The sequence below is a fragment of the Pseudoalteromonas aurantia 208 genome (genome assembly GCF_014858725.1).
Taxonomy (GTDB): domain Bacteria; phylum Pseudomonadota; class Gammaproteobacteria; order Enterobacterales; family Alteromonadaceae; genus Pseudoalteromonas; species Pseudoalteromonas aurantia.
In genome coordinates this window covers 377,706-398,674 of record NZ_AQGV01000012.1, presented here as the reverse complement: position 1 = coordinate 398,674, position 20,969 = coordinate 377,706, and the positions used below count along the sequence as shown (strand labels likewise).

At 41.4% G+C, this 20,969-nt stretch carries 22 protein-coding genes; 2 read left to right on the top strand and 20 right to left on the bottom strand.

Annotated features, from left to right (window positions below; genetic code table 11):
* Nucleotides 1–6: 6 nt before the first annotated feature.
* From PAUR_RS05905 to ccmA, 8 genes are read right to left on the bottom strand one after another with little or no spacing between them, the layout of a single operon-like run.
* Nucleotides 7–468 carry a cytochrome c-type biogenesis protein gene (locus PAUR_RS05905; protein WP_192506879.1) on the bottom strand — a complete coding sequence of 154 codons (462 nt, stop codon included), beginning with the start codon at nt 466–468 and terminating at the stop codon, nt 7–9.
* Entirely contained in the window at nt 465–1,037 is a 573-nt protein-coding gene (locus PAUR_RS05900) for a redoxin family protein (protein WP_192506878.1), read from the bottom strand. The genes PAUR_RS05905 and PAUR_RS05900 overlap by 4 nt, the downstream gene beginning before the upstream one ends.
* Nucleotides 1,034–2,998 (bottom strand): heme lyase CcmF/NrfE family subunit, encoded by a 1,965-nt coding sequence (locus PAUR_RS05895; RefSeq protein WP_192506877.1) that lies wholly within the window; start codon nt 2,996–2,998, stop codon nt 1,034–1,036. Before PAUR_RS05895 ends, PAUR_RS05900 begins: the two co-directional genes overlap by 4 nt.
* A gap of 1 nt (nt 2,999) precedes the next feature.
* Entirely contained in the window at nt 3,000–3,479 is a 480-nt protein-coding gene (ccmE, locus tag PAUR_RS05890) for a cytochrome c maturation protein CcmE (protein WP_192506876.1), read from the bottom strand.
* Nucleotides 3,476–3,679, bottom strand: a complete 204-nt coding sequence (ccmD, locus tag PAUR_RS05885; protein ID WP_192506875.1) for a heme exporter protein CcmD — start codon at nt 3,677–3,679, stop codon at nt 3,476–3,478. The genes ccmE and ccmD overlap by 4 nt, the downstream gene beginning before the upstream one ends.
* 2 nt (nt 3,680–3,681) lie before the next feature.
* On the bottom strand, nt 3,682–4,419 hold the full coding sequence (locus PAUR_RS05880) for a heme ABC transporter permease (protein WP_192506874.1): 738 nt from the start codon (nt 4,417–4,419) through the stop codon (nt 3,682–3,684).
* 1 nt (nt 4,420) lies between these two features.
* Nucleotides 4,421–5,107 (bottom strand): heme exporter protein CcmB, encoded by a 687-nt coding sequence (ccmB, locus tag PAUR_RS05875; protein ID WP_192506873.1) that lies wholly within the window; start codon nt 5,105–5,107, stop codon nt 4,421–4,423.
* Entirely contained in the window at nt 5,107–5,727 is a 621-nt protein-coding gene (gene ccmA / locus PAUR_RS05870; RefSeq protein WP_192506872.1) for a cytochrome c biogenesis heme-transporting ATPase CcmA, read from the bottom strand. Before ccmA ends, ccmB begins: the two co-directional genes overlap by 1 nt.
* Before the next feature lie 103 nt (nt 5,728–5,830).
* Here ccmA and PAUR_RS05865 point away from each other — a divergent pair, with 103 nt between their 5' ends.
* Together PAUR_RS05865 and PAUR_RS05860 are read left to right on the top strand one after the other, a co-directional pair.
* Nucleotides 5,831–8,143 (top strand): hypothetical protein, encoded by a 2,313-nt coding sequence (locus PAUR_RS05865; RefSeq protein ID WP_192506871.1) that lies wholly within the window; start codon nt 5,831–5,833, stop codon nt 8,141–8,143.
* An 11-nt stretch (nt 8,144–8,154) separates the two neighbouring features.
* Nucleotides 8,155–8,451 (top strand): EscU/YscU/HrcU family type III secretion system export apparatus switch protein, encoded by a 297-nt coding sequence (locus PAUR_RS05860; protein WP_192506870.1) that lies wholly within the window; start codon nt 8,155–8,157, stop codon nt 8,449–8,451.
* 3 nt (nt 8,452–8,454) lie between these two features.
* On the opposite strand, the gene PAUR_RS05855 is transcribed toward PAUR_RS05860, so the two are convergent.
* The 12 genes from PAUR_RS05855 to flhA form a co-directional block, all read right to left on the bottom strand.
* Nucleotides 8,455–8,859: a DUF2802 domain-containing protein gene (locus PAUR_RS05855; RefSeq protein ID WP_225738384.1), complete on the bottom strand. Its 405-nt coding sequence runs from the start codon at nt 8,857–8,859 to the stop codon at nt 8,455–8,457.
* A 24-nt stretch (nt 8,860–8,883) separates the two neighbouring features.
* Nucleotides 8,884–9,381 carry a chemotaxis protein CheW gene (locus PAUR_RS05850; RefSeq protein ID WP_192506869.1) on the bottom strand — a complete coding sequence of 166 codons (498 nt, stop codon included), beginning with the start codon at nt 9,379–9,381 and terminating at the stop codon, nt 8,884–8,886.
* 24 nt (nt 9,382–9,405) lie between these two features.
* Nucleotides 9,406–10,197: a chemotaxis protein CheW gene (locus tag PAUR_RS05845; protein ID WP_192506868.1), complete on the bottom strand. Its 792-nt coding sequence runs from the start codon at nt 10,195–10,197 to the stop codon at nt 9,406–9,408.
* An 8-nt stretch (nt 10,198–10,205) separates the two neighbouring features.
* Nucleotides 10,206–10,976 (bottom strand): ParA family protein, encoded by a 771-nt coding sequence (locus tag PAUR_RS05840; RefSeq protein WP_192506867.1) that lies wholly within the window; start codon nt 10,974–10,976, stop codon nt 10,206–10,208.
* Nucleotides 10,977–11,055: 79 nt separating this feature from the next.
* Nucleotides 11,056–12,198: a protein-glutamate methylesterase/protein-glutamine glutaminase gene (locus PAUR_RS05835; RefSeq protein WP_192506866.1), complete on the bottom strand. Its 1,143-nt coding sequence runs from the start codon at nt 12,196–12,198 to the stop codon at nt 11,056–11,058.
* 84 nt (nt 12,199–12,282) lie between these two features.
* Nucleotides 12,283–14,448, bottom strand: coding sequence for a chemotaxis protein CheA (locus tag PAUR_RS05830; RefSeq protein WP_192506865.1), 2,166 nt, complete (start codon nt 14,446–14,448; stop codon nt 12,283–12,285).
* A gap of 15 nt (nt 14,449–14,463) precedes the next feature.
* Complete coding sequence (locus PAUR_RS05825; protein ID WP_192506864.1) at nt 14,464–15,246, bottom strand: protein phosphatase CheZ; 783 nt, start codon at nt 15,244–15,246, stop codon at nt 14,464–14,466.
* A 19-nt stretch (nt 15,247–15,265) separates the two neighbouring features.
* Entirely contained in the window at nt 15,266–15,649 is a 384-nt protein-coding gene (gene cheY, locus PAUR_RS05820) for a chemotaxis response regulator CheY (RefSeq protein WP_010364893.1), read from the bottom strand.
* 38 nt (nt 15,650–15,687) lie between these two features.
* Nucleotides 15,688–16,398, bottom strand: a complete 711-nt coding sequence (locus PAUR_RS05815) for an RNA polymerase sigma factor FliA (protein ID WP_404821692.1) — start codon at nt 16,396–16,398, stop codon at nt 15,688–15,690.
* 26 nt (nt 16,399–16,424) lie between these two features.
* Nucleotides 16,425–17,285, bottom strand: a complete 861-nt coding sequence (locus PAUR_RS05810) for a MinD/ParA family ATP-binding protein (RefSeq protein ID WP_192506862.1) — start codon at nt 17,283–17,285, stop codon at nt 16,425–16,427.
* On the bottom strand, nt 17,278–18,807 hold the full coding sequence (gene flhF, locus PAUR_RS05805; protein ID WP_192506861.1) for a flagellar biosynthesis protein FlhF: 1,530 nt from the start codon (nt 18,805–18,807) through the stop codon (nt 17,278–17,280). The genes PAUR_RS05810 and flhF overlap by 8 nt, the downstream gene beginning before the upstream one ends.
* A 21-nt stretch (nt 18,808–18,828) precedes the next feature.
* Complete coding sequence (flhA, locus tag PAUR_RS05800) at nt 18,829–20,928, bottom strand: flagellar biosynthesis protein FlhA (protein WP_192506860.1); 2,100 nt, start codon at nt 20,926–20,928, stop codon at nt 18,829–18,831.
* Between the last annotated feature and the right edge of the window lie 41 nt (nt 20,929–20,969).

The window sequence follows — 20,969 nt, the reverse complement described above, 5'->3', positions numbered from 1 at the left end:
CATTCATTATTGCTGCTCCTTACGCTGATACTGAGCAATCAATTTAGTCAACTTAGCTTCATCATTTGCATCCCACACTTGCTTCCTCGACGCCTTTTTTTGCCGAAATACGATAAAACCAAAACCAACTACCACTATAAAAATGGGCAATACCCACAAAATAATTGTCGCAGGCGTGACCGGTGGCTGATAATGTACAAAGTAACCATAACGATCGATCATATAATCAATCACTTCTTCCTTTGTTTTCCCTTCATGGACCAAAGTGACGACTTTATCTCGCAAATCTTTCGCTACAATTGCATCAGAATCAGCAATATTCTGGTTCTGACATTTCGGACAACGAAGTTCATGAGTCAATTCCTTAAAGGTTGCCGCACGCTCTTGTGATGAAAATTCATACTTATCCTCTACCGTATGTCCTGCGAAGCTCATTAGCATCGTCAATATCATCAATACATATTTCATTGTGACAGCTCCTGAATAGCTGGTGCAAACTTCGCTCTCCACACTCGAGGATTGATATCACCTGTATGATGTAGCAATATTTTCCCTTCTTTATTAACTAAAAATGTCTCTGGTGCGCCAGATACACCTAAATCTAGTGCCAATGTTCGTTCTAAATCTAAAATATTAAATTGATACGGATCTCCCGCTCTGTCTAACATTGACTTCACTTCTACTCTAAGCGCATTCATATCAAACTGGTCGCCAAAATCTGGGTCATAAGCTTGTTCATAATATAAACCAATAATACGAACACCTTGACTTCGAAGCTGCGCTAAGTAGCCTAACTCAGCAATACATGTTGGACACCAAGTGCCCCACACATTCAGTAAATACACTTCACCGAGTAAGTCTGTATTTTGCCACTGTTTTTCATCGACCATTAAATCAGGCAACGTAAAGCTCGGCATTACCTGCCCTATACGGCCTGTTTGCAACTCTCGAGGATTACCAAATAACCCTTGGTACAAAAACACACATAGAAACATGAATATCAAAAATGGTATGATTGCTATCAATTTCTTATTCATATTTTAGCCTCTGCCGTCTCAGTGTATTTAGGTCGTCTACGATAACGCTTATCTGCCACAACCAAGAAACCAGCTATAGAGATCAATAATCCGCCTAACCACATCCAACGTACATATGGCTTGTGATAAATCCGCAATGACCAGTTGCCATTACTTAATTGCTCACCCAGAGCTAGGTATAAATCGCGGAAAAAGCCATCATCGATTGCCGCCTCAGTCATAAATTGCATACCGACATCATACAAACGCTTTTCTGCATACAATTCAGTCACTATATTCCCTTCTTTTAGCACATTGACGACGCCTGCATGGCCACTGTAATTAGGGCCTCGAATTTCCTTCACGCCTTCAAACCGGTATGTGTATTCATTAAGGACAGCGGTATCACCAGCCTTCATACTCACTGAGCGCTCCACTGAATACGCAGATGTTAGTGCTACACCTGCAACCACAAACGCGATCCCTACATGACCTAAGATCATTGCCCAATAGCTCATGCTTTGTCGCTTAAAACCATTCAGGATATGTTTTTCTACCGTCACTTTCTCAAAAATATCTAACAGAGCACCCAATACAATCCAAACCCCTAGTGCCGTTGCCACAAAGGTAAGTATTGAGACGGTATCGTAACTACTATATAACCAAGAAGCTGTTAACAGTAATGCTGCCGCGACTAAACCTAGCGCTTTCTTCGCCAGTGGTGTCAATTTATTCTGCTTCCATCTTAATAAAGGTGCAATTCCAAGTAATAGTGCAAAAGGCACAATTAGCACTGAAAACATTTGATTGAAAAATGGCACACCAATAGAAATAGAACCAAGCCCCAGTTCTTTATGGATCATGGGCAACAATGTCCCCAACAACACAATTAGCGTCGCAACCACCAAAAATATATTATTGGCCCATAGTGAGACTTCCCTAGATAATAGTTTGTACCGCCCTTCACTTTTTACTTCAGACACTCGCATAGCATATAAAGCTAAGCTGCCGCCGACAACCACGAGTAAAAAAGTCAAAATAAACAGTCCTCTATCTGGATCTGTTGCAAACGCATGAACGGATACAATAATGCCAGAACGAACTATAAAGGTGCCAAGTAAACATAAACTAAACGCTGTAATGGCCAACAACACAGTCCAAGACTTGAAGATCCCGCGCTTTTCTGTGCTCGCTAAAGAGTGCAGTAATGCTGTTGCGACTAACCATGGCATCAGCGATGCGTTTTCTACCGGATCCCAAAACCACCAGCCCCCCCAGCCAAGCTCTGAGTAAGCCCACCAGCTACCGATAGTGATGCCTAACGTCAAAAATCCCCATGCAACCATCGTCCAAGGTCGTGACCATTTAGCCCAAGTGTTATCCAACTTACCTGTTAATAGTGCCGCTATCGCAAACGCAAAAGACACAGATAAACCAACATATCCCATATAGAGTAAAGGTGGATGAATAATCATTCCAGGGTCTTGTAGTAATGGGTTTAAGTCACGTCCCTCTACCGGAAAGTAGGGCAGTAAGCGCTCAAACGGACTCGACATCCAGAGGGTATACAGCATAAAACCTACACCAAGAAAGCCCAGTACCCCCAAGACCCTCGCTCTAAGCACCCAAGGAAGTGACTTAGACATCAGTGCCACAAGCGCCGTCCAACTTGACTGCATCACTAACCACAGTAAGATTGCGCCTTCATGGCCTCCCCATGTCGAAGTGACTTTATAGTACCAAGGCAAGCTTGTACTTGAATGGTGTGCAACGTACGCAACTGTGAAATCATCTATCAATGTTACATAAATCAAAATAGCAAACGACACTAACACAAACAAACACTGACCAACAGCCAATGATGGTGCAGCTCGCATCAGCCTTAAATTTCCAGTATAAGCCCCCCACATCGGAAATATGCACAACAACAGACTCAATGCCATCGCTAGCACAAGCGAAAAATAGCCAATCTCTGGGATCATATTAATTCTCGCTATTTAAATTGTAGGTAGGTTTAACGTGCTTAATTCCTTTAACCGCCTCCGCCACCTCTGGGGGCATATATTCCTCGTCATGCTTTGCCAGTACTTCAAATGCTTCAATAACATCTGGCTCAATTAACGTACCTTGCGCAACTATTCCCTGACCTTCTCTAAATAAGTCGGGCAAAATACCACGGTATTTAATGGTCACAAGAGGACCTTTATCAGCGAGTTTAAACGTCACATCCAAACTTGTTTCATCTCGTACTACGGAGCCTGGAACAACCATACCGCCAATTCGTAATTTTTGACCAACAAATGGTTTTTCTTTGTTTTCGCCTTTACCATCAATTAACTCACTTGGCGTATAAAATAAGTTTATATTTTCTTGCAGCGCATATAAGGTTAAGCCTATCGCGGAGCCGACACCAAACACAATCGCCAGTACTGCAAGCATGCGCTTTTTACGTCTAGGATTCATACTGCTTGCTCCTGCTGAGCTTTTTTAATTCGAGCTTCTCTTTCAATCTGCAACCTAACTTGCTGCTTAAGCCGCTTCCCATCAAATAAAGAACTTATCAAAACCGATGATAATACCAATGCACAACTACCAAACGACAACCAGACATAAAAACCATATCCACCCATCGAAATAAAATCACTAAATGACTCAAACTGCATACTTAACCTCGACTTACTAAATCTCGCACCCACGGGCGATGCTTTTCACATTGTAAGATCTCATTTTTCAAACGAATTAGCGTAATTACGCCAACAAAGCCTGCAAATGCCGCAATATTTATTAATAGCGGCCACAACATTGAGGCATCAATAGCAGATGTATCAAACTTAGTAATTGTTGCACCTTGATGTAACGTATTCCACCATTCAACTGAAAAGTGGATTATAGGTAAATTAATAACACCAACAATTGCTAAAATACAAGCCGCCCGTCCAGCTGATTTTTTATCCTCAAAGGCGTGATATAGAGACAGCACCCCAAAATATAAAAACAATAATATTAATTCAGATGTAAGCCGTGCATCCCATACCCACCAAGCTCCCCACATTGGCTTGCCCCAAGCGGCCCCTGTAATTAATGCAATTGCCGTCATTGCCGCCCCTACTGGAGCTATGGCAATAACCGCCAATTCGGCATTTCTTATTTGCCAAACCAGCGCTATGATGGCCGCAATGGCCATTGATGAATATGCTCCCATGGATAAAATAGCAGAAGGCACATGAATGAAGATAATACGATAACTGTCTTTTTGCTGATAATCGGCTGGAGCATAAGCGAGCCCCCAAACCCAACCAACAACTAAACACACGACGGTAATAACTGTAAAATAAGGCAGTAGCGTATTACATAATTGATATGCACGCTCTGCTTTTGCATAGGGATGTAACCATTTCCACATGTTAACTTACACTCACTTTTAAAGCTGACGATATTGCTAAAGGGGCCATAACAGCTGCTACTGCTAACATAGCCCCGAGGATCGCGAGTTGTCCACCATAAGCCAATGACATGCTACTTGTATCAATGGCGGACGTCGCAAAAATTAGTACTGGTATATACAAAGGTAACACCAAAAGGCTCATTAATATCCCGCCTTTTTGTAACCCAACAGTCAATGCCGCGCCGATAGCACCAATAAAACTCAAAAGTGGTGTCCCGATCAGTAATGTTAATAACATCGCGCTAAGTAATTGACTGTCTAAATTCATGAGTAATGCAAAAACAGGTGCCATCAATACCATTGGTAACCCAGTCGTTGTCCAATGGGCCAGTACTTTTGCTAACACTGATAATGGTAACGGGTATGCTGAAGCAATTAATTGTTCTAAGGAACCATCATTAAAATCATCTCGAAAGACTTTATCTAGCCCAAGCATGGTAGAAAGTAAAGCTGCGACCCAAATTATGCCTGGAGCCATTCTTGCTAACAGCGCAGGTTCCGGACCTATCGCCAGCGGGAATAATGTAATAACAATTAAAAAGAACAGCAATGGATTAACAATTTCTGCACGTTGACGGAATGCTAACGTAAGGTCTTTTTTATAGACTGCATAAAATAACTGCCAATATGAATGAGATATTTTCATTAATGACGATACTCCAAAACAAGCGTTTTTAAATCGTCAAAATGTGTGGTTAAATCCTGGTGGGTTGTCAATAATATCGACCCACCTAGGCTTAATTGCTGAGCGAATTGTTGTTGCAGTAATATCACGCCTTTTTTATCCAAGGCAGTGAAAGGCTCATCTAGTATCCATAGTTTAGCGTTATTCATCCATAGCCTCGCAAGCGCGACTCGTCGTTGCTGTCCTGCCGATAGTGTCCGTACAGGCACGTCCTCAAGGCCAACCAGACCAAGTTTGGCTAACACCTCATAAATATTGGTTGGACGTTCATAGCCATGTACATCAAGCCAATGACAGACATTTTCATAGGCTGTCAATTGCCCATTCACGCCCGTTTTATGACCTATGAATAACAATTGAGTAGCGAACTCATCATAATGGTCAGTAATTGATTGGCCGTTAAAAATTACATTACCTTCATCCGCATTTGCAAACCCTGCAACAATGCGCAATAAAGATGTTTTACCCGCACCATTTGGGCCCTCAACTTGCATGATTTTACCTGACTCTAAAGCAAAGCTTAAAGATTCGAACAAACAACGCTCTTGTTTCACACAAGTGACCGACTTTATCTCTAGCAAATTGGTGATTCTCGCTACTCAAAATTGGGCGTTAGTCTACCATAATGGTATGGTAATACGAATAATCCAACACCAACGATTACTGAAAATTTGATTTAAAATAATGAATAAACAACCAATTCACATTCAAACTTCGAGTACATCTGACACTCGCACAGTTTTAAGCGATGCTAGTACAAATAGCGTTCAGCATTCTCCACCAAAAACGTTTATGGCTAAGAATGTGGTGATTAAGTCTGATAGCCTGCAAATGGATGTAGAATTAAACGGCCGGTGGCAACCAATGCGACTGGCTATTAAAAATGGGAGCGCGGCGCCTTCACGAATTGAACTAGCACATGTTACTGTCGCAAACAATGGGCAAACATTAACACTTAACACGCCAGAACAAAGCATTCAGGTTAAAGCAGCAAATGAACTGATGGCGCTCGTTAACCTGCTCAAAGGACTTCACCCTTCAACGAGCCTTCAACAAAACGTCAGCGTCACCCACACCCCAAACCCACAGCTTCAATTCAAAAAACTTGGTATTAACTTAGCAATTAATCCAGCTTTATCAGAAGTACTCAAAAACGAGTCTAAGCTTGTAGCTAATATTCAAGCTGCACCACAAAAAGTTACTTTTACTTTACTCAATCAGTTTAAAGACCCGTTATTAACTGGCGCTATTAGCAAACAAAAGTTCACAGAGCTGTTGGCATCAAATAAAGTCACGCCTTTTATACTGGTGGATAAGCAGGATATTCAGGTGAAATTTTCGCAATCTCAGCAATCATTCACACTGACTAATACCAAAGTGGAAACAAGTAATATTACGAGCACCGCTAAATGGCAACAAGCATCGATTACAAAGCATAGTCAAGGTATCAACATCGCAGCAATCCCTCAAAAACACGCTGTGACATTAGCGCAACCTATTAAAAGTCAATTCTCTGACATTCAACCTTTAGCAAACAGCAGCTCAATATCCCCCCCCCACAAACCAATGCCTGATAATACGCTTCGCTACAATAAACCGCTTGTAAATATCACCTTCCAAGACATCAAAGATGCGGTTAAAAGCGCACTAAACAACTTGATTGCTAAGCCGTTTGAATCCCTTAACCAAAAGAATCAAACTACAACGACAATGAACACCGAGTCTACTATTGCAAAAAATAGTCAGCATCACCAAAAGCTACCAACGACACTCGATACAACCTTAGTATTACGTTCAGCAAGCCGAACTGAACAAGCCCCTATTGTGCATTTACTTTCAAGGTTAAGCACGGTAATACAATCGCTATCAATGCAAAATCCTTTGATGGCTACCGAAAAGCTATCAAGCCTAGTTTTGTCTACAAACAATGCATATGACTCACGCACTGATTGGAGTGCACTCAAGCACAGCATAGTAAAACCCACGGCCGCACCGCTATTAAACTTTCCAAATGAGTTGCCGCCTTCACGTATGCACTATGAACAGCTTTCCTACACGCCTAAGTTGCCTATCGAACGCGCATTACTTAAAACAATACTTGGTCTAGAAAAACAGCCATCACCTGCATATAAAGACTTACCAACAACCCAAATCCTCACCCAAAAAATAGACGCAATTAGTCATTTTAAAAGTAGCGACTCTGTTGATCTAACTAGGCTAGTACACAATGCTTTCAACCGAATGATCGATGAAAAGAATATATCTGCACCTAAAATACTTCATGAGTTACAACCGCATTTTACGCAATTTTCAAGAACCCCTATCAGGGAAACACACGGCCAAAGTAGTAATAACTATACTCAGGCATTAGACAAACTACTGGTAACACTCCTTGCCGCCCCCAAAGCCACACAAGGGTTTAGTGAAGATATACAGCTTGAAAGACTGCATTCTTTGCTTAAAACACTCTCCCCGGAATTTAAAGGGGTGCAATCAAAACAGTTATTACAAAATTTGCCGCAACTAAACTCTCAATTATTAGATGATTTAATAAAAATAAATAACGCACACCAAACAAATCTGGTACCCAGTCCAAATGCCACAAAATTTGATTCTGACGCCCAGTTACTATTGAGTTTATTTATGCCGATGAAACTCCCTCCAGAATGTAAACAAACCGAGCTACAAATTGGCCAATATAAGAAAAAGGCCAAAGAGAATATGCCAGAAAAAACGGTTTGGTTCATTCGCTTAAATTTTGACTACGCACAACAAGGTAAAATCAGTGCACATGCGGAACTTATGGATAAGGCATTAGAATGTGAGTTGCTAGGTACCACGGCACAAGTTTGTAACTTAGCTGCGCCCCATATAGATGGTCTACGAAGAAAACTTTCAGCACACGGGTTACAAGTAAGTGAGATAGTTTTAAATGAAAACGCAGAGCAAGTAGATGCTTTTTTTGACAGTCATGCTATTGTCAATATACAAGTATAGGGGAATTTAAAATGGGACAAAAAACAGCGATAGGCTTACTTTATGAAGCCGGCCAATCTCCACATGTCGCGTGTAAAGGCTTTGGTGAACTGGCTGACGAAATAATTACGCTCGCAAAGGATAAAGGAATAATGCTTCATCAAGATGCGAGTCTTGCCAGTACATTAAGCCAGCTCGATTTAAATCAAGAGATCCCTAAAGAGCTCTATTATGTTATCGCAGAGCTTATCGCATTTTCTTATGTACTAAGAGGGCAGTTCCCACCTGGGTGGAAAGGCTTTAATAGCAAGCTAGATATTAAAGCCTAATTATCATGATTTATTATGCAACGACATAAGAAGCTCAGCTTCGGCACGTGGCAATTCACATTCACGCATAACTTCTTCGATATCAGCGCCTAGCTCAACCATTTTTACGGCCCGAGAGTAAATTCTTGCATCTGGATCATCATACTTTTGTGCCGCCTGTTGCTGCGCCAAATCTTTAGCATAATTCTCACAGGCAATCAGACGTTGGCCTATGCTTAGCAAACCAGAACGAACTTCCGCAATTTCACTGCGCAAAATTGCGGTTTGATTTTCAGTATCTTGTATATGAGCGTGTAACTTATTATGTTTGATATGGCTCTGCTGTGCCTTTTTCAATAATACAAAAACAAACCCCAAGCACACCAATGAAAGTACACCTGAGGCCATTGCAACAAACAGTAAAACCAAATTATTATTTACTACATCCACTATTTATATATGACTCAGTTCATCCCACTCATCATCATTGAGCAGCTTATTAAGGTCAACTAAGATCAGCAACTCACCTTCTCTGTTCGATACACCTTGAATGAACTTAGCACTCTCTTCAGTACCTATATTGGGCGCACTGTCAATTTCAGAGCTTCGCAAGTATACAACCTCTGCAACACTGTCTACCAAAATCCCAATTACTTGTTTTTCGGCTTCAATAATTACAATACGAGAGTTATCTGTTACCTCTGCACTCATTAATCCAAAGCGAGCGCGAGTATCAATAACCGTAACAACATTACCACGAAGATTAATAATACCTAATACATAGCTTGGTGCACCAGGCACTGGTGCTATCTCTGTGTAACGCAATACCTCTTGCACTTGCATTACATTAATACCATACGTTTCGTCTTCGAGTTTATAAGTTACCCATTGAAGAACTTCATCGTTACTATCAGCATTCTTGTCTGCAGAAAGTAGTCTATCTTGGCTCATGGTTTTACTCCATAAAGATCTTAGTTACTGCTCTCGACTATCGAGGCCTTGCTCAAGCAAGCGGTTTAAATTATCGACATCAATTAAGGCACACATTTTCTTTTTTATAACACCTGCCAACCAAGGTCGTTTGCTGTCACTCGTGCGCCACTTTACATCATCTGGTTGTAACGTAATATTATTAACTAGGCTCTCAGCCAATAAGCCCCATGGGCTATCGCCCAGAGTTATCAAATACTGATAATCTAAACGCTCCTCAAGTTCAGGTGTAAACTTTTCCGGCATAACCCACCGAGCGGTGTCTACAACATTTAGCTTTTCTTCGCGGTTTAACATCACCCCTTTAAACCATTTAGGTTTTCCGAAAAGTTGATTTATTTCACCTAATTGGTGAATTCCACCTAAAGATTTCAACGGTACAGCGAGTGTTAATCCAGCAACTTCAAAAAATAGTGCCTGAAACTCATCTTCTCCATAAGCATCTCGAGCACTCACGGCGTGATTTACTGTGTCAGCTGCTTCTTTGATAATAGTATTATTTTCTGGTATCTCAAGATTTTTTGCTTGTAGCTCAACGATTTCTTGAGGTTCAACCTTTACTTCAACTGACCTTAACTCTTCAACTTCTGCCGTTGTCTGTGTTGCAACTTTCGTTGAGGTCGGTTCAATTTCAGTAACAACTTCATCTACACTTTGTACTTGCTCTAATAATTTAGCTACAGGCGCAAGCTCTTCTTCTTGAAGAGGTTCTTCCGTTAGTAAAGCCCCTAAATATTGCTTCATGACTTTTTCATTAGCAAATAAATGCTTACTCATTTATACCTCTATTTTGCCTGATGCAGATACTCTAGCAACGCTTGATATGCAAACACACCTCTGGATTTAGGACAGTACTCCACTGGTACTTGCTGCGCCAAACTAGCATCGCGAAACTTAGTATCTACGGGGATAACCCCTGGCCATACATATTCTTTGTAATTGGCTAATAGTGATTTATAAGCTTCTAATGATGCTTTAGTCCTTTTATCATACATTGTAGGCACAATAGTATATTGATAATCTTTGGATTGCGAACTTTGCATCAATTCCATGGTACGCATCATACGATCTAAGCCTTTTAATGCTAAAAACTCTGTTTGTACTGGGATAAGTATACGCTCACTTGCGGCAAGGGCATTAACCATTAAAACCCCCAATACAGGGGGGCAATCTAAAATAGCATAATCATAATGCTCGCTAACTTTTGCCAGCGTTTTTTTTAACACCAAGCCCATCCCCGTACGATTGCCCATACTTCTATCTAATGTCGCGATTGCCATTGTTGCGGGCAAAATATCCAGACTATCAATTGTAGAAGGGCACAACGCTTGCAAAATTTCCTCGCTTTGCATCGCTGAGCCTCGCGCAAAAATATCATAAACGCTCACCTCTAACTCTTCTGAGTCGATCCCAAAATAATAAGTCAGTGACGCGTGCGGATCTGTGTCTATTAATAATACACGCTTTCCTTGCAATGCGAGTATACCGCCTAAACTCACTGCGGTAGTGGTTTTCCCTACCCCACCTTTTTGATTTGCGACTGTCCAGATCTTCACAATATATGTCTATTCCTAAACGCGATGCCTATTCACAGCAAATTAATTATCCATTACGTACGCTGTTTCTCGCACATTATTAGCACCCTACCTCTTTTGCAACTCTCATCGCAACATCTTGGAGTGCTAAACTCTCAGTTGATAAACCAGCATTAGTAACAGCTTGAGGCATACCGTAAACAACACACGTTTTTTCATCTTGTGCCCAAATAGTAGAACCCGCTTGTTTTAACATTCTTGCCCCATCCCGACCATCGGCCCCCATACCTGTTAAAACCACGGCCAATACATCCCCTTGGTATGCCTTAGCAGCACTAGCAAAAGTAATGTCTACACTCGGTTTATAAGTAATCCTAGGACTCTCATCTTCAAACACTTTCAATGTTTTAGAACCGCCTCTGGCTTCCACCATCATCTGCTGTCCACCAGGCGCCAAATAAGCGACACCAGGAACGAGTCTATCGCCATTTTTAGCTTCTTGTACTTTTATCTTGCAAAGGCTATCAAGGCGCCCAGCAAAAGCTGGAGTAAACGCTGCAGGCATATGTTGAATGAGCAAAATTGGATGTGGGAAATTAGCCGGGAGTTGAGTTAAAATAGTTTGTAAAGCAACAGGTCCTCCTGTTGAAGTACCAATAGCAACTAGCTGGTAGCGTTTTCCAGATGCTTTTACACTTGTCGAAGTCGTCGTTGGCGAAGAGCTTCGACTAAAGCTCCTATCTGGTTGTGCAATTACTGGTTTCGCTGATGTCGTAGGCTTCGAATTTAATCGACTACTAACCTCAGTCGCAGGCGCTCTTGTTGTTGGTGCCACACGATGAACCCGCCTACGGCCAATCTCTTTAACTTTTGACTGTAAAGATTTAATCGCCTCTTCACTATTGCGTGCTATGTCTTCAAACTTTTTCGGTAAAAAATCTAAAGCACCTGCATCCAAAGCGTCTAGCGTCGCACTAGCACCTTCTCTTGTTAAAGATGAAAACATCAATATTGGTGTCGGGTTCGCTTTCATAATCGCTTTAACTGCGGTTATCCCATCCATTACTGGCATTTCTACATCCATTGTGATGACGTCAGGTCGAAGCTTTGCAGCTTTTTCTACTGCTTCTTGTCCATTAACAGCAAAATCAATAACCTTGATATCACTGTCTTTTTCTAATATTTCACTGACACGACGACGGAAAAAGCTCGAATCGTCTACTACTAATACTTTAACTGCCATTGGCACGCTCATTCTTCTATGCGGATCTGAAAAGTGGTGCACTAGCACCACTTCAATCAATTTAACTGTAATCTACAAACTGGGTTACTGACCAGCGTAATGTTTCAGCATATTTGGTACATCTAAGATCAACGCTATACCACCATCAGAGGTTATTGTAGCGCCAGCCATACCTGGAGTACCTTGCAGCAATTGGTCGAGAGGCTTAATTACCACCTCTTCTTGACCAATCAAAGAGTCAACAACAAATCCAACTTGCTGCGTACCTATTTGCACTATAACAACGTGACCTTCCGCTTTTCTGGTCGTTGTATCTGCGCCTTTTACTAACCAATGCTCCAAATAAAATAGTGGAATAGCTTTTTGCCTCACGATAATAGTTAGTTGTCCATCCACAATATTTGTTTTTGTTAAGTCTAAATGGAAAATCTCACTAACACCAGCAAGAGGTAATGCAAAAGTTTGCTCACCTACAACAACCATTAAGGTTGGGAGTATCGCTAGCGTCAGTGGTACTTTGATTTCTAAAATAGTGCCAACACGAAGCTCCGACTGAATATTCACGGAACCATTGAGCTGAGTAATTTTAGTTTTTACAACATCCATTCCAACGCCACGGCCAGAGATATCAGATATTTCTTCTTTCGTTGAAAACCCTGGTGCAAAAATTAAATTATACGCTTCGGTATCAGATAAACGGCTAGCCTGATCAGAATCAATAACCCCTTTCCCAATCGCTATTTTCTTAAGTTTTTCAGGATCCATACCTGCACCATCATCTCTGATGGTTAACAATATATGATCCCCTTCTTGGGAGGCAGATAACGTAACCGTACCCGTTCTTGGCTTGTTTGCTGCTTCACGAACATCTGGCATTTCAATACCATGATCGACTGAGTTTCGCACTAAGTGAACGAGTGGGTCAGCTAACGCTTCAACCAAGTTTTTATCTAAGTCAGTCTCTTCACCTTCCAAAATCAAATTAATATCTTTTTTCAGGCTTCTCGCTAAATCCCTAACAACGCGAGGAAAACGGCCAAACACTTTTTTAATTGGCTGCATCCGAGTTTTCATTACCGCGCCTTGTAAATCAGCAGTAACAACATCTAAGTTAGAAATAGCTTTACCCATAGTTTCACTATTTGTATTGTTAGCTAAACTCACTAACCTATTTCTCACCAAAACTAATTCACCAACCATATTCATGATTTGATCTAAACGTTTTGTATCCACTCGTACCGTTGTTTCTGCTTGCGCAGCAGCTGGTTTTTTAGCAGCTGGCGCTTTTGCTGGCGCAGCCTTTGTTTCGGGTTTAACAACTGGTTTTGGTGCTGGTTTTGGCTTTGGTGCTGGTTTTGGTGCAGCCGCTTTAGGAGGCTCAGGTATTTGTACAGATTCACTCGGTTTAGCTGGTGCTTCTGACTCCGTTGAACGTGGAGCCCCGCCCTTTCCATGAAGTTCATCTAATAATGCTTCAAAATCATCATCATTGATTTCATCATCAGAGTTATCACCTCCGACAGGCGCACTTGGCGTTGACGAATTTCCTGTAGTTGATGATTCCGCTTCTATATTACCAAAGCTACCAACACCATGTAATTCATCTAATAGACTATCAAACTCATCATCACTTATATCACCATCACTGCTGCTTGTAGCTGGCGCTGGAGTAGGAGCTGGTCCTTGCCCTGCCCCGTGAAGTTCATCCAGTAAATTTTCGAATTCATCTTCTGATATCTCATCAATACCACCATCTCCCTCTACAGCAGGCGCTAAATCCGCCTCAAATAAAACATCATCGACGGGTGGTGTACTAACTGGTTCGGGCTCGGCGGCAACTATCGGCGCTTCATCTTCCGATTCTGGCCGGCTTAATTGATGTAACGTCTCTAATAATTGAGGGTCTGCAGGCTCTGGTTTTTCACGATTTTGGATATGCCCAAACATCTCATTAATGGTATCTAATGACTGTAAAATCACATCCATCAATTCGGAGCTAACGCCTCTTTGCCCTTGTCTTAAAACATCAAACACATTTTCAGCACCATGACATGCATCAACGAGTTCGGTCATACTTAAGAAGCCGGCTCCGCCTTTGACAGTATGGAAACCTCGGAATATGGCGTTCAATAACTCCTTATCTTCAGGATTGTTCTCCAGTTCTACCAATTGTTCTGATAATAGCTCTAGAATTTCTCCTGCTTCAACAAGAAAGTCTTGTAAGATATCTTCATCGACTTCAAAGCTCATGTACCTACTCTCCTATTAGAAGCCTAAACTAGACAATAAATCATCTACTTCATCTTGCCCAGAAACCACATCATCGCGAGTATCCGCGTCCAATATGGGGCCTTCTGGACCTGATATAGCATCTATGTCTACTTCAGTTGCTTGAACTACCTCTTGCTCAGCGATTGCATCACTTTCTTGGGCTGGTAGTTCATCAGTCGTACCAAAAACGGTAAGCATATGGATAAGGTTATCTTCAACTTCCCTGACAAGTTCAATAACACGGCGAATAACTTGACCGGTTAAATCTTGATAATCTTGTGCCATTAGCACGTTAGTCATCAGGCCCTGTAGCTCGTCAGTACGAGTTTGAGAGCCCTGCATAAAACGATCTAGGTCATGACAAAGCGTTTTAAATTCACCGAGTTGGATATCTCGGCTCATTAAACGATCCCACGTAGGCTTTATCTCTGAGATCTCGTCACCTAACTGTTGCGCTAAAGGTAAGCTAGCCTCTATTGCATCCATTGTTTTGTTAGCTGCATTCTCAGTCATTTCCATGACATAATTTAAACGTTGTTTAGCGTCAGGAATGGCTTCAGTCGTCAAATCAGCAAGACGAGTATCGAGTTCGAAGCTTTTTAGAGACTCATGCAATTGACGGGTCAATTTACCCACCTCCGCAAACAACTCGGACTGTTCTTTATTCGCAGCATCCAATATAAGTTGGTCTGCTTTATCTTGCTCACCTTGTTCCAAATAAACAACAAGTTGTTTAGCTTGCTCAAGGGTGATTTGAGGCACAGAAGGCGTTGACATAAGCCTCTCCTTCTTATTGTTAACCTAAACGTTCAAACACTTTTTCTAACTTAGTTTTTAGCGTTCCTGCAGTAAACGGTTTAACTATATATCCATTTACGCCAGCTTGCGCAGCAGCTACTATCTGCTCTTTTTTCGCTTCTGCTGTTACCATCAGAACAGGTATGTGCTTTAAACTATCGTCAGCCCTAATTGCACGCAATAAATCTATTCCTTGCATACCTGGCATATTCCAGTCTGTCACAACAAAATCAAACTCTTGATTTTGAAGCATAGGAAGCGCCGTACTTCCATCATCAGCTTCTTGTACATTTGTAAAGCCTAAGTCTCTAAGTAAGTTTTTGATTATTCTCCTCATTGTAGAAAAATCATCAACCACGAGAATTTTCATGTTTTTATCCAAAACATCCTCCAGTGAGGTTTCAACCTATTATTTTTACTCTAATTGACCCAGTCATTGATTTTAGCTTTGAGCTTTATCATTGCCTGCCCATGGATTTGGCTAACACGAGATTCACTAACATCAAGTATCTGGCCTATTTCTTTTAAATTCATTTCGTCGTTATAGTAAAGAGAGAGTACTAAACTATCCCTTTCTGGTAGCGATTGTATCGCTGTTAGCAACGATTCATTAAAACGTTCATTTTTAACGTTATTAAAAGGTTTGTCTAGCGATAAATCATGGTTTGCAGGAGTAATCACGTCTTCATCAACGCCTAAATCCTCGATACCGATAATTTTACTCGCATTTACATCATGTAGAATATGATGGTACTCATCTAACGTAATATCAAGTTTTTCAGCAATTTCAGTATCTTTTGGTTCTCTTCCCAACGCAGATTCAAGGAAAGATATCGCCTCAGCCACCGTTCTGCTGTTTTTATGAACAGAACGTGGTGCCCAATCACCCCGGCGGATTTCATCCAACATCGCGCCCCGGATCCGAATACCCGCGAATGTTTCAAAACTTGCCCCTTTACTGGCATCAAAGTTTTTTGACGCCTCAATGAGACCAATCATACCCGATTGAATTAAATCATCTAATTGAATATTTGCAGGTAACCTTGCCAATAAATGGCATGCAACCTTTTTTACAAGTGATGCATGACGTTCAACCACCATGCTCAAATGTTCTGTTGTTTGATACCCCATCGCTTTACTCACCGATGATGCCATAGTTACCCATTGACAAGTTGTTCAATAAAAAACTCTAAATGCCCTGATGGCTGATGTGGTATAGGCCATTTAGCGGCCTTGCTTGCCAACCCACGAAATGCAACCGCGGCTGGAGACTTAGGAAATAGCTCAACAATTGTTTTTTGACGCCGCGAAGACTTTCGCATATTTTCGTCATACGGAACTGTTGCAACAAGCTCAAGTGCCACATCTAAGAATCTATCCGTCACTTTAGACAGTTTAGCAAATAACTCTTGGCCTTCTCTTAAACTACGCACCATATTCGCAACTATTTTAAATTTGTAAACACCATGCTCTCTGCTTAAAACTTTAATCAATGCATAAGCATCGGTAATGGACGTTGGCTCATCACACACAACGACCATTACGTCCTGTGCTGCTCTAGAGAAGCTTAGCACCATATCCGAAATACCGGCGGCAGTATCTACAATTAAAATGTCAAATTCAGTATTTAACTCACTAAATGCCCGGATCAACCCTGCATGTTCTGCCGGTGTAAGCTCAACCATATTCTGTGAGCCTGATGTCGCAGGCACTATTTTTATGCCTGCGGGACCTTCAACTAAAATCTCATCTAGCTCACATTCTCCCGATAAAACATGAGATAAATTCCTTTCAACACGCAGGCCCAACATGACATCACAATTTGCCAAACCTAAATCGGCGTCTAAAACTAATACTCTGTTACCTTGTTGGCCTAGCGCTATAGCTGTGTTCAAAGACACATTGGTTTTACCCACACCACCTTTACCACCAGTAACGGCTATGACTTTAACACCATGGTTATTATTTTGATTCATCCTACGCAGGCCACTTGCTTGATCTAAAACTGTGTTAATCATACATTCCTACTGTCTGAGACGCCACTGCTTCGCGCCTCGAATGTTGTGCTTTTATTCTCTTTAAATACAATTGCTCAGCTTTTTTGACTAACTTTTGAGCATTTGCCACTCGAATGTCTTCTGGCACTCGTTGACCATTAGTAAGATACCCTATTGGCAAGCGATTTTGAATCGCAATACTGATAATCTCACCTAAACTTAGACATTCATCAAGTTTTGTGAAAATACAGCCACTTAAATTTACTTTTTGAAAGTGACGGACCGACTCTTGTAAAACATGCATCTGTGAAGTCGCACTTAATACTAAATAACTTCTAATATCAACTCTTGCGCTACGCATTAAAGTATTTAATTGTTCTGTTAATCGCAAATCTCTTTGACTCATACCTGCTGTGTCTATTAATACTAGACGCTTATTACGTAAATGATACAAAACTTCTGCTAATTCATTAGCATCTTTTACTTGCTTCACTGGACAACCTATAATTCGGCCATATGTCGCTAACTGCTCATAAGCACCTATTCTATACGTATCTGTCGTAATTAACGCTACTTTGTCAGCACCATATTTTTGTGCACCTAATGCAGCAAGTTTTGCCACAGTTGTTGTTTTACCCACACCAGTTGGGCCAACTAACGCATAAACACCACCTTGACGTAAAATATCATTATTGGTTGTATGCATTTGGTTTACGACCATATTAAGTAATGCATTCCATGCTTCTTTGCGCGAAACATCATCTGGAATAAAACACGCCATTTGTTCCGCAACCTCTGAATCAATCCCCATGCCTTGCAAGCGATCAATTAGACATGCTCTTGTAGGATCTCTGCGTGCCATATCTTGTTGCATCAACCCGGAAACTTGGTGCTCTAACAACTGACGAATTGCATTCATTTCTTCGCGCATCGACGTCATTTCGTCTGGCTGGACTTCATCTGACTGTTTAGCTATATCATCACCAAACCCAGACTCTAATTCATCCTCAAACTGCCAATCAGCGTTGCTCCCAGTGTGACGAGCTGAAATATCTATAGGTTTTGATTTCGTTGGTCTAACATGACTTTGTTGAGTCGGTGTGCTTTGACGTTGTCTCGCTGAACCATATTGAGCACCGGCTTCTGCATGCTTATTGAATACTTGGTCCGTATCTATACCAGATTGTGAAAACATCGATGCCAATTCAGGAGAACGGGGACGAGGTGCTTGACGCTCTAACAAAGCTTGTAAGCTATCTGCAACTTGGGCTTGTGGCTCAGGCCGTGCTTTTTGAGGCTCTGGACGTACAAATCTAGGCGGTTGTGATTGCGGCTGTGGTTTTGGTTGCGTAACCGTCTCTGTTATATTTTCTGAAACCTGAGGTTGTTTCACTAATTCTCGGTCATTATCTACCGCTGCAACGATCTCAACACCATCTGCCAACTTTTTATTTGACATGATTACAGCATCTACGCCAAGTTCTTCTTTGACTTCCTTTAATGCTGTTCGCATATCTTTAGCAAAAAAACGTTTAATTTTCATGTTACAACCCCTTGAGTCCTATTATTGTCCAACTGAGCTCACAATCTTGATTTGCCTTTCATCTGGTACTTCTTGATATGACATCACCCGAAGTCCAGGTATTGTATATTTAACAAATCTTGAGAGCACACTTCTCAACATACCTGAGGTTAATAAAATAGACGGGTCACCTAACATTTCTTGCGTTTGATGCGCTTCTCGTAACGATTCTTGAAGCCGCTCCGCAAGACCTGGTTCGATACCTGCCCCTTCATCACCTGCGTTCTGAAGTGACTGATGCAACATCTGTTCCAACTCAGGCGCCAATGTTATGACAGGGATTTCTTCCGCAGCTCCTACTGCATCTTGGATAATCAATCGTCGTAACGAGATTCGCACAGCAGCGGTGAGTACATCTGGGTCTTGACTACGAGGACCATACTCTACAAGTGTTTGAATTATTGACCGCATATCTCTAATTGCGACCCCTTCATTGAGTAGGTTTTGCAATACTTTAACGATAGTAGTGAGAGGTAATACATCTGGCACCAAACCTTCAACAAGTCTCGGATGACTTTTCGCCAAAATATCTAGTAGGTTCTGAACTTCCTCATGACCTAATAGTAGTGATGCATTATTAGTCAACAGTTGACTTATATGTGTTGCAACGACAGTCGCTGCATCAACGACTGTATAACCAAGGGAATGCGCTTCATCTTTTTGTTCAGGTTTAATCCATACAGCCTCTAAACCAAACGCTGGATCGGTTGTAGCAACACCATTTATTGGACCAAATACTTGGCCTGGGTTAATTGCAAGCTCGTCACCATGCTTTAATTCTCCATCCCCGGACCCCACTCCCATTAAAGTAATATTGTATGCATTGGGGTCTAACTCTAAGTTATCTCTAATATGTACTGGTGGAACCAAAAACCCCAGTTCTTGGGAAAGCTTTTTACGAACACCTTTAATTCTACTTAATAATTCACCACCTTGTGCTTGATCTACCAACGGTATTAGTCGGTAACCAACTTCAAGCCCAATAACATCCACAGGCTGAACGTCGTCCCAGCCAAGCTCTTTTTGATCTTGTTTTCGAGCTGCGATGTCACCACCTTTAGCTTCTTCCGCTTGCTTAACTTCCTCTGCTTTTGTTTTTTGGGACTGAGTGTAATACGCCAAATATCCGAGTAATGCACCTAAACTCAAAAATGCAACATGAGGCATCCCTGGTACAAGTCCCATAACAATTAAAATTGCGGCAGCTATTGATAATGACTTTTCATTACCAAGTTGGGACTTAAATTGGTCTCCCATATTGTGAGATTCATTTTGTCTAGTAACAACAATTGCAGTGCCGATAGACAGAAGCAACGACGGTAATTGCGCAACAAGTCCATCTCCGATGGTAAGTAGAGTATAAACCTCCATCGCTTTACCAAACGCTAGGTCATGTTGGATCATACCAACAAACAAACCACCAATAATATTAATAACGAGAATCACAATACCTGCTATTGCATCGCCCTTTACAAACTTGCTTGCTCCATCCATTGAACCATAAAAATCAGCTTCTCGTGTTACTTCATCTCGTCTCGCTCGCGCCTCATCTGCACTAATAAAGCCAGCATTTAAATCCGCGTCAATCGCCATTTGTTTTCCTGGCATCGCATCTAATGTAAATCGTGCTGATACTTCAGAAATGCGCCCCGCACCTTTAGTGATTACAACAAAATTAATAATTATTAGAATTAAAAAGACCACTAAACCAACTGCGTAATTTCCGCCGATTACCACTGAGCCAAATGCTTCAATTACTTTACCAGCCGCATCACCACCATTGTGCCCTTCCAGTAAAACAACTCGTGTACTTGCAACATTTAATGCCAATCGCATAATTGTTGCAATAAGTAACACTGCTGGAAACATACCAAATTCTAATGGTTTCATGGTGTAAACGGTCACCAATAATACGACGAGTGCTAGTGCGATATTAAAAGAAAATAAAATATCTAGTAGAAAAGGAGGTAGCGGTAAGATAACCATGCCTAGCGCAGCCAGAACCATTAGAGGGGTGCCTACACCCTTTGCATATTCTTTTTTATCTCTATTGATTTGCTGTAAAACCGCTTTAAAATCCATAACTTACTAACTACAAAATATTGACACTGATTAGTAGAAAG

Coding starts and splice junctions, on each gene's coding strand:
- PAUR_RS05905 (WP_192506879.1), bottom strand. CDS start 468: ATGAAATATGTATTGATGATATTGACGATGCTAATGAGCTTCGCAGGA.
- PAUR_RS05900 (WP_192506878.1), bottom strand. CDS start 1,037: ATGAATAAGAAATTGATAGCAATCATACCATTTTTGATATTCATGTTT.
- PAUR_RS05895 (WP_192506877.1), bottom strand. CDS start 2,998: ATGATCCCAGAGATTGGCTATTTTTCGCTTGTGCTAGCGATGGCATTG.
- ccmE (WP_192506876.1), bottom strand. CDS start 3,479: ATGAATCCTAGACGTAAAAAGCGCATGCTTGCAGTACTGGCGATTGTG.
- ccmD (WP_192506875.1), bottom strand. CDS start 3,679: ATGCAGTTTGAGTCATTTAGTGATTTTATTTCGATGGGTGGATATGGT.
- PAUR_RS05880 (WP_192506874.1), bottom strand. CDS start 4,419: ATGTGGAAATGGTTACATCCCTATGCAAAAGCAGAGCGTGCATATCAA.
- ccmB (WP_192506873.1), bottom strand. CDS start 5,107: ATGAAAATATCTCATTCATATTGGCAGTTATTTTATGCAGTCTATAAA.
- PAUR_RS05865 (WP_192506871.1), top strand. CDS start 5,831: ATGAATAAACAACCAATTCACATTCAAACTTCGAGTACATCTGACACT.
- PAUR_RS05860 (WP_192506870.1), top strand. CDS start 8,155: ATGGGACAAAAAACAGCGATAGGCTTACTTTATGAAGCCGGCCAATCT.
- PAUR_RS05850 (WP_192506869.1), bottom strand. CDS start 9,381: ATGAGCCAAGATAGACTACTTTCTGCAGACAAGAATGCTGATAGTAAC.
- PAUR_RS05845 (WP_192506868.1), bottom strand. CDS start 10,197: ATGAGTAAGCATTTATTTGCTAATGAAAAAGTCATGAAGCAATATTTA.
- PAUR_RS05835 (WP_192506866.1), bottom strand. CDS start 12,198: ATGGCAGTTAAAGTATTAGTAGTAGACGATTCGAGCTTTTTCCGTCGT.
- PAUR_RS05830 (WP_192506865.1), bottom strand. CDS start 14,448: ATGAGCTTTGAAGTCGATGAAGATATCTTACAAGACTTTCTTGTTGAA.
- PAUR_RS05825 (WP_192506864.1), bottom strand. CDS start 15,246: ATGTCAACGCCTTCTGTGCCTCAAATCACCCTTGAGCAAGCTAAACAA.
- PAUR_RS05815 (WP_404821692.1), bottom strand. CDS start 16,398: ATGGGGTATCAAACAACAGAACATTTGAGCATGGTGGTTGAACGTCAT.
- PAUR_RS05810 (WP_192506862.1), bottom strand. CDS start 17,285: ATGATTAACACAGTTTTAGATCAAGCAAGTGGCCTGCGTAGGATGAAT.
- flhF (WP_192506861.1), bottom strand. CDS start 18,807: ATGAAAATTAAACGTTTTTTTGCTAAAGATATGCGAACAGCATTAAAG.
- flhA (WP_192506860.1), bottom strand. CDS start 20,928: ATGGATTTTAAAGCGGTTTTACAGCAAATCAATAGAGATAAAAAAGAA.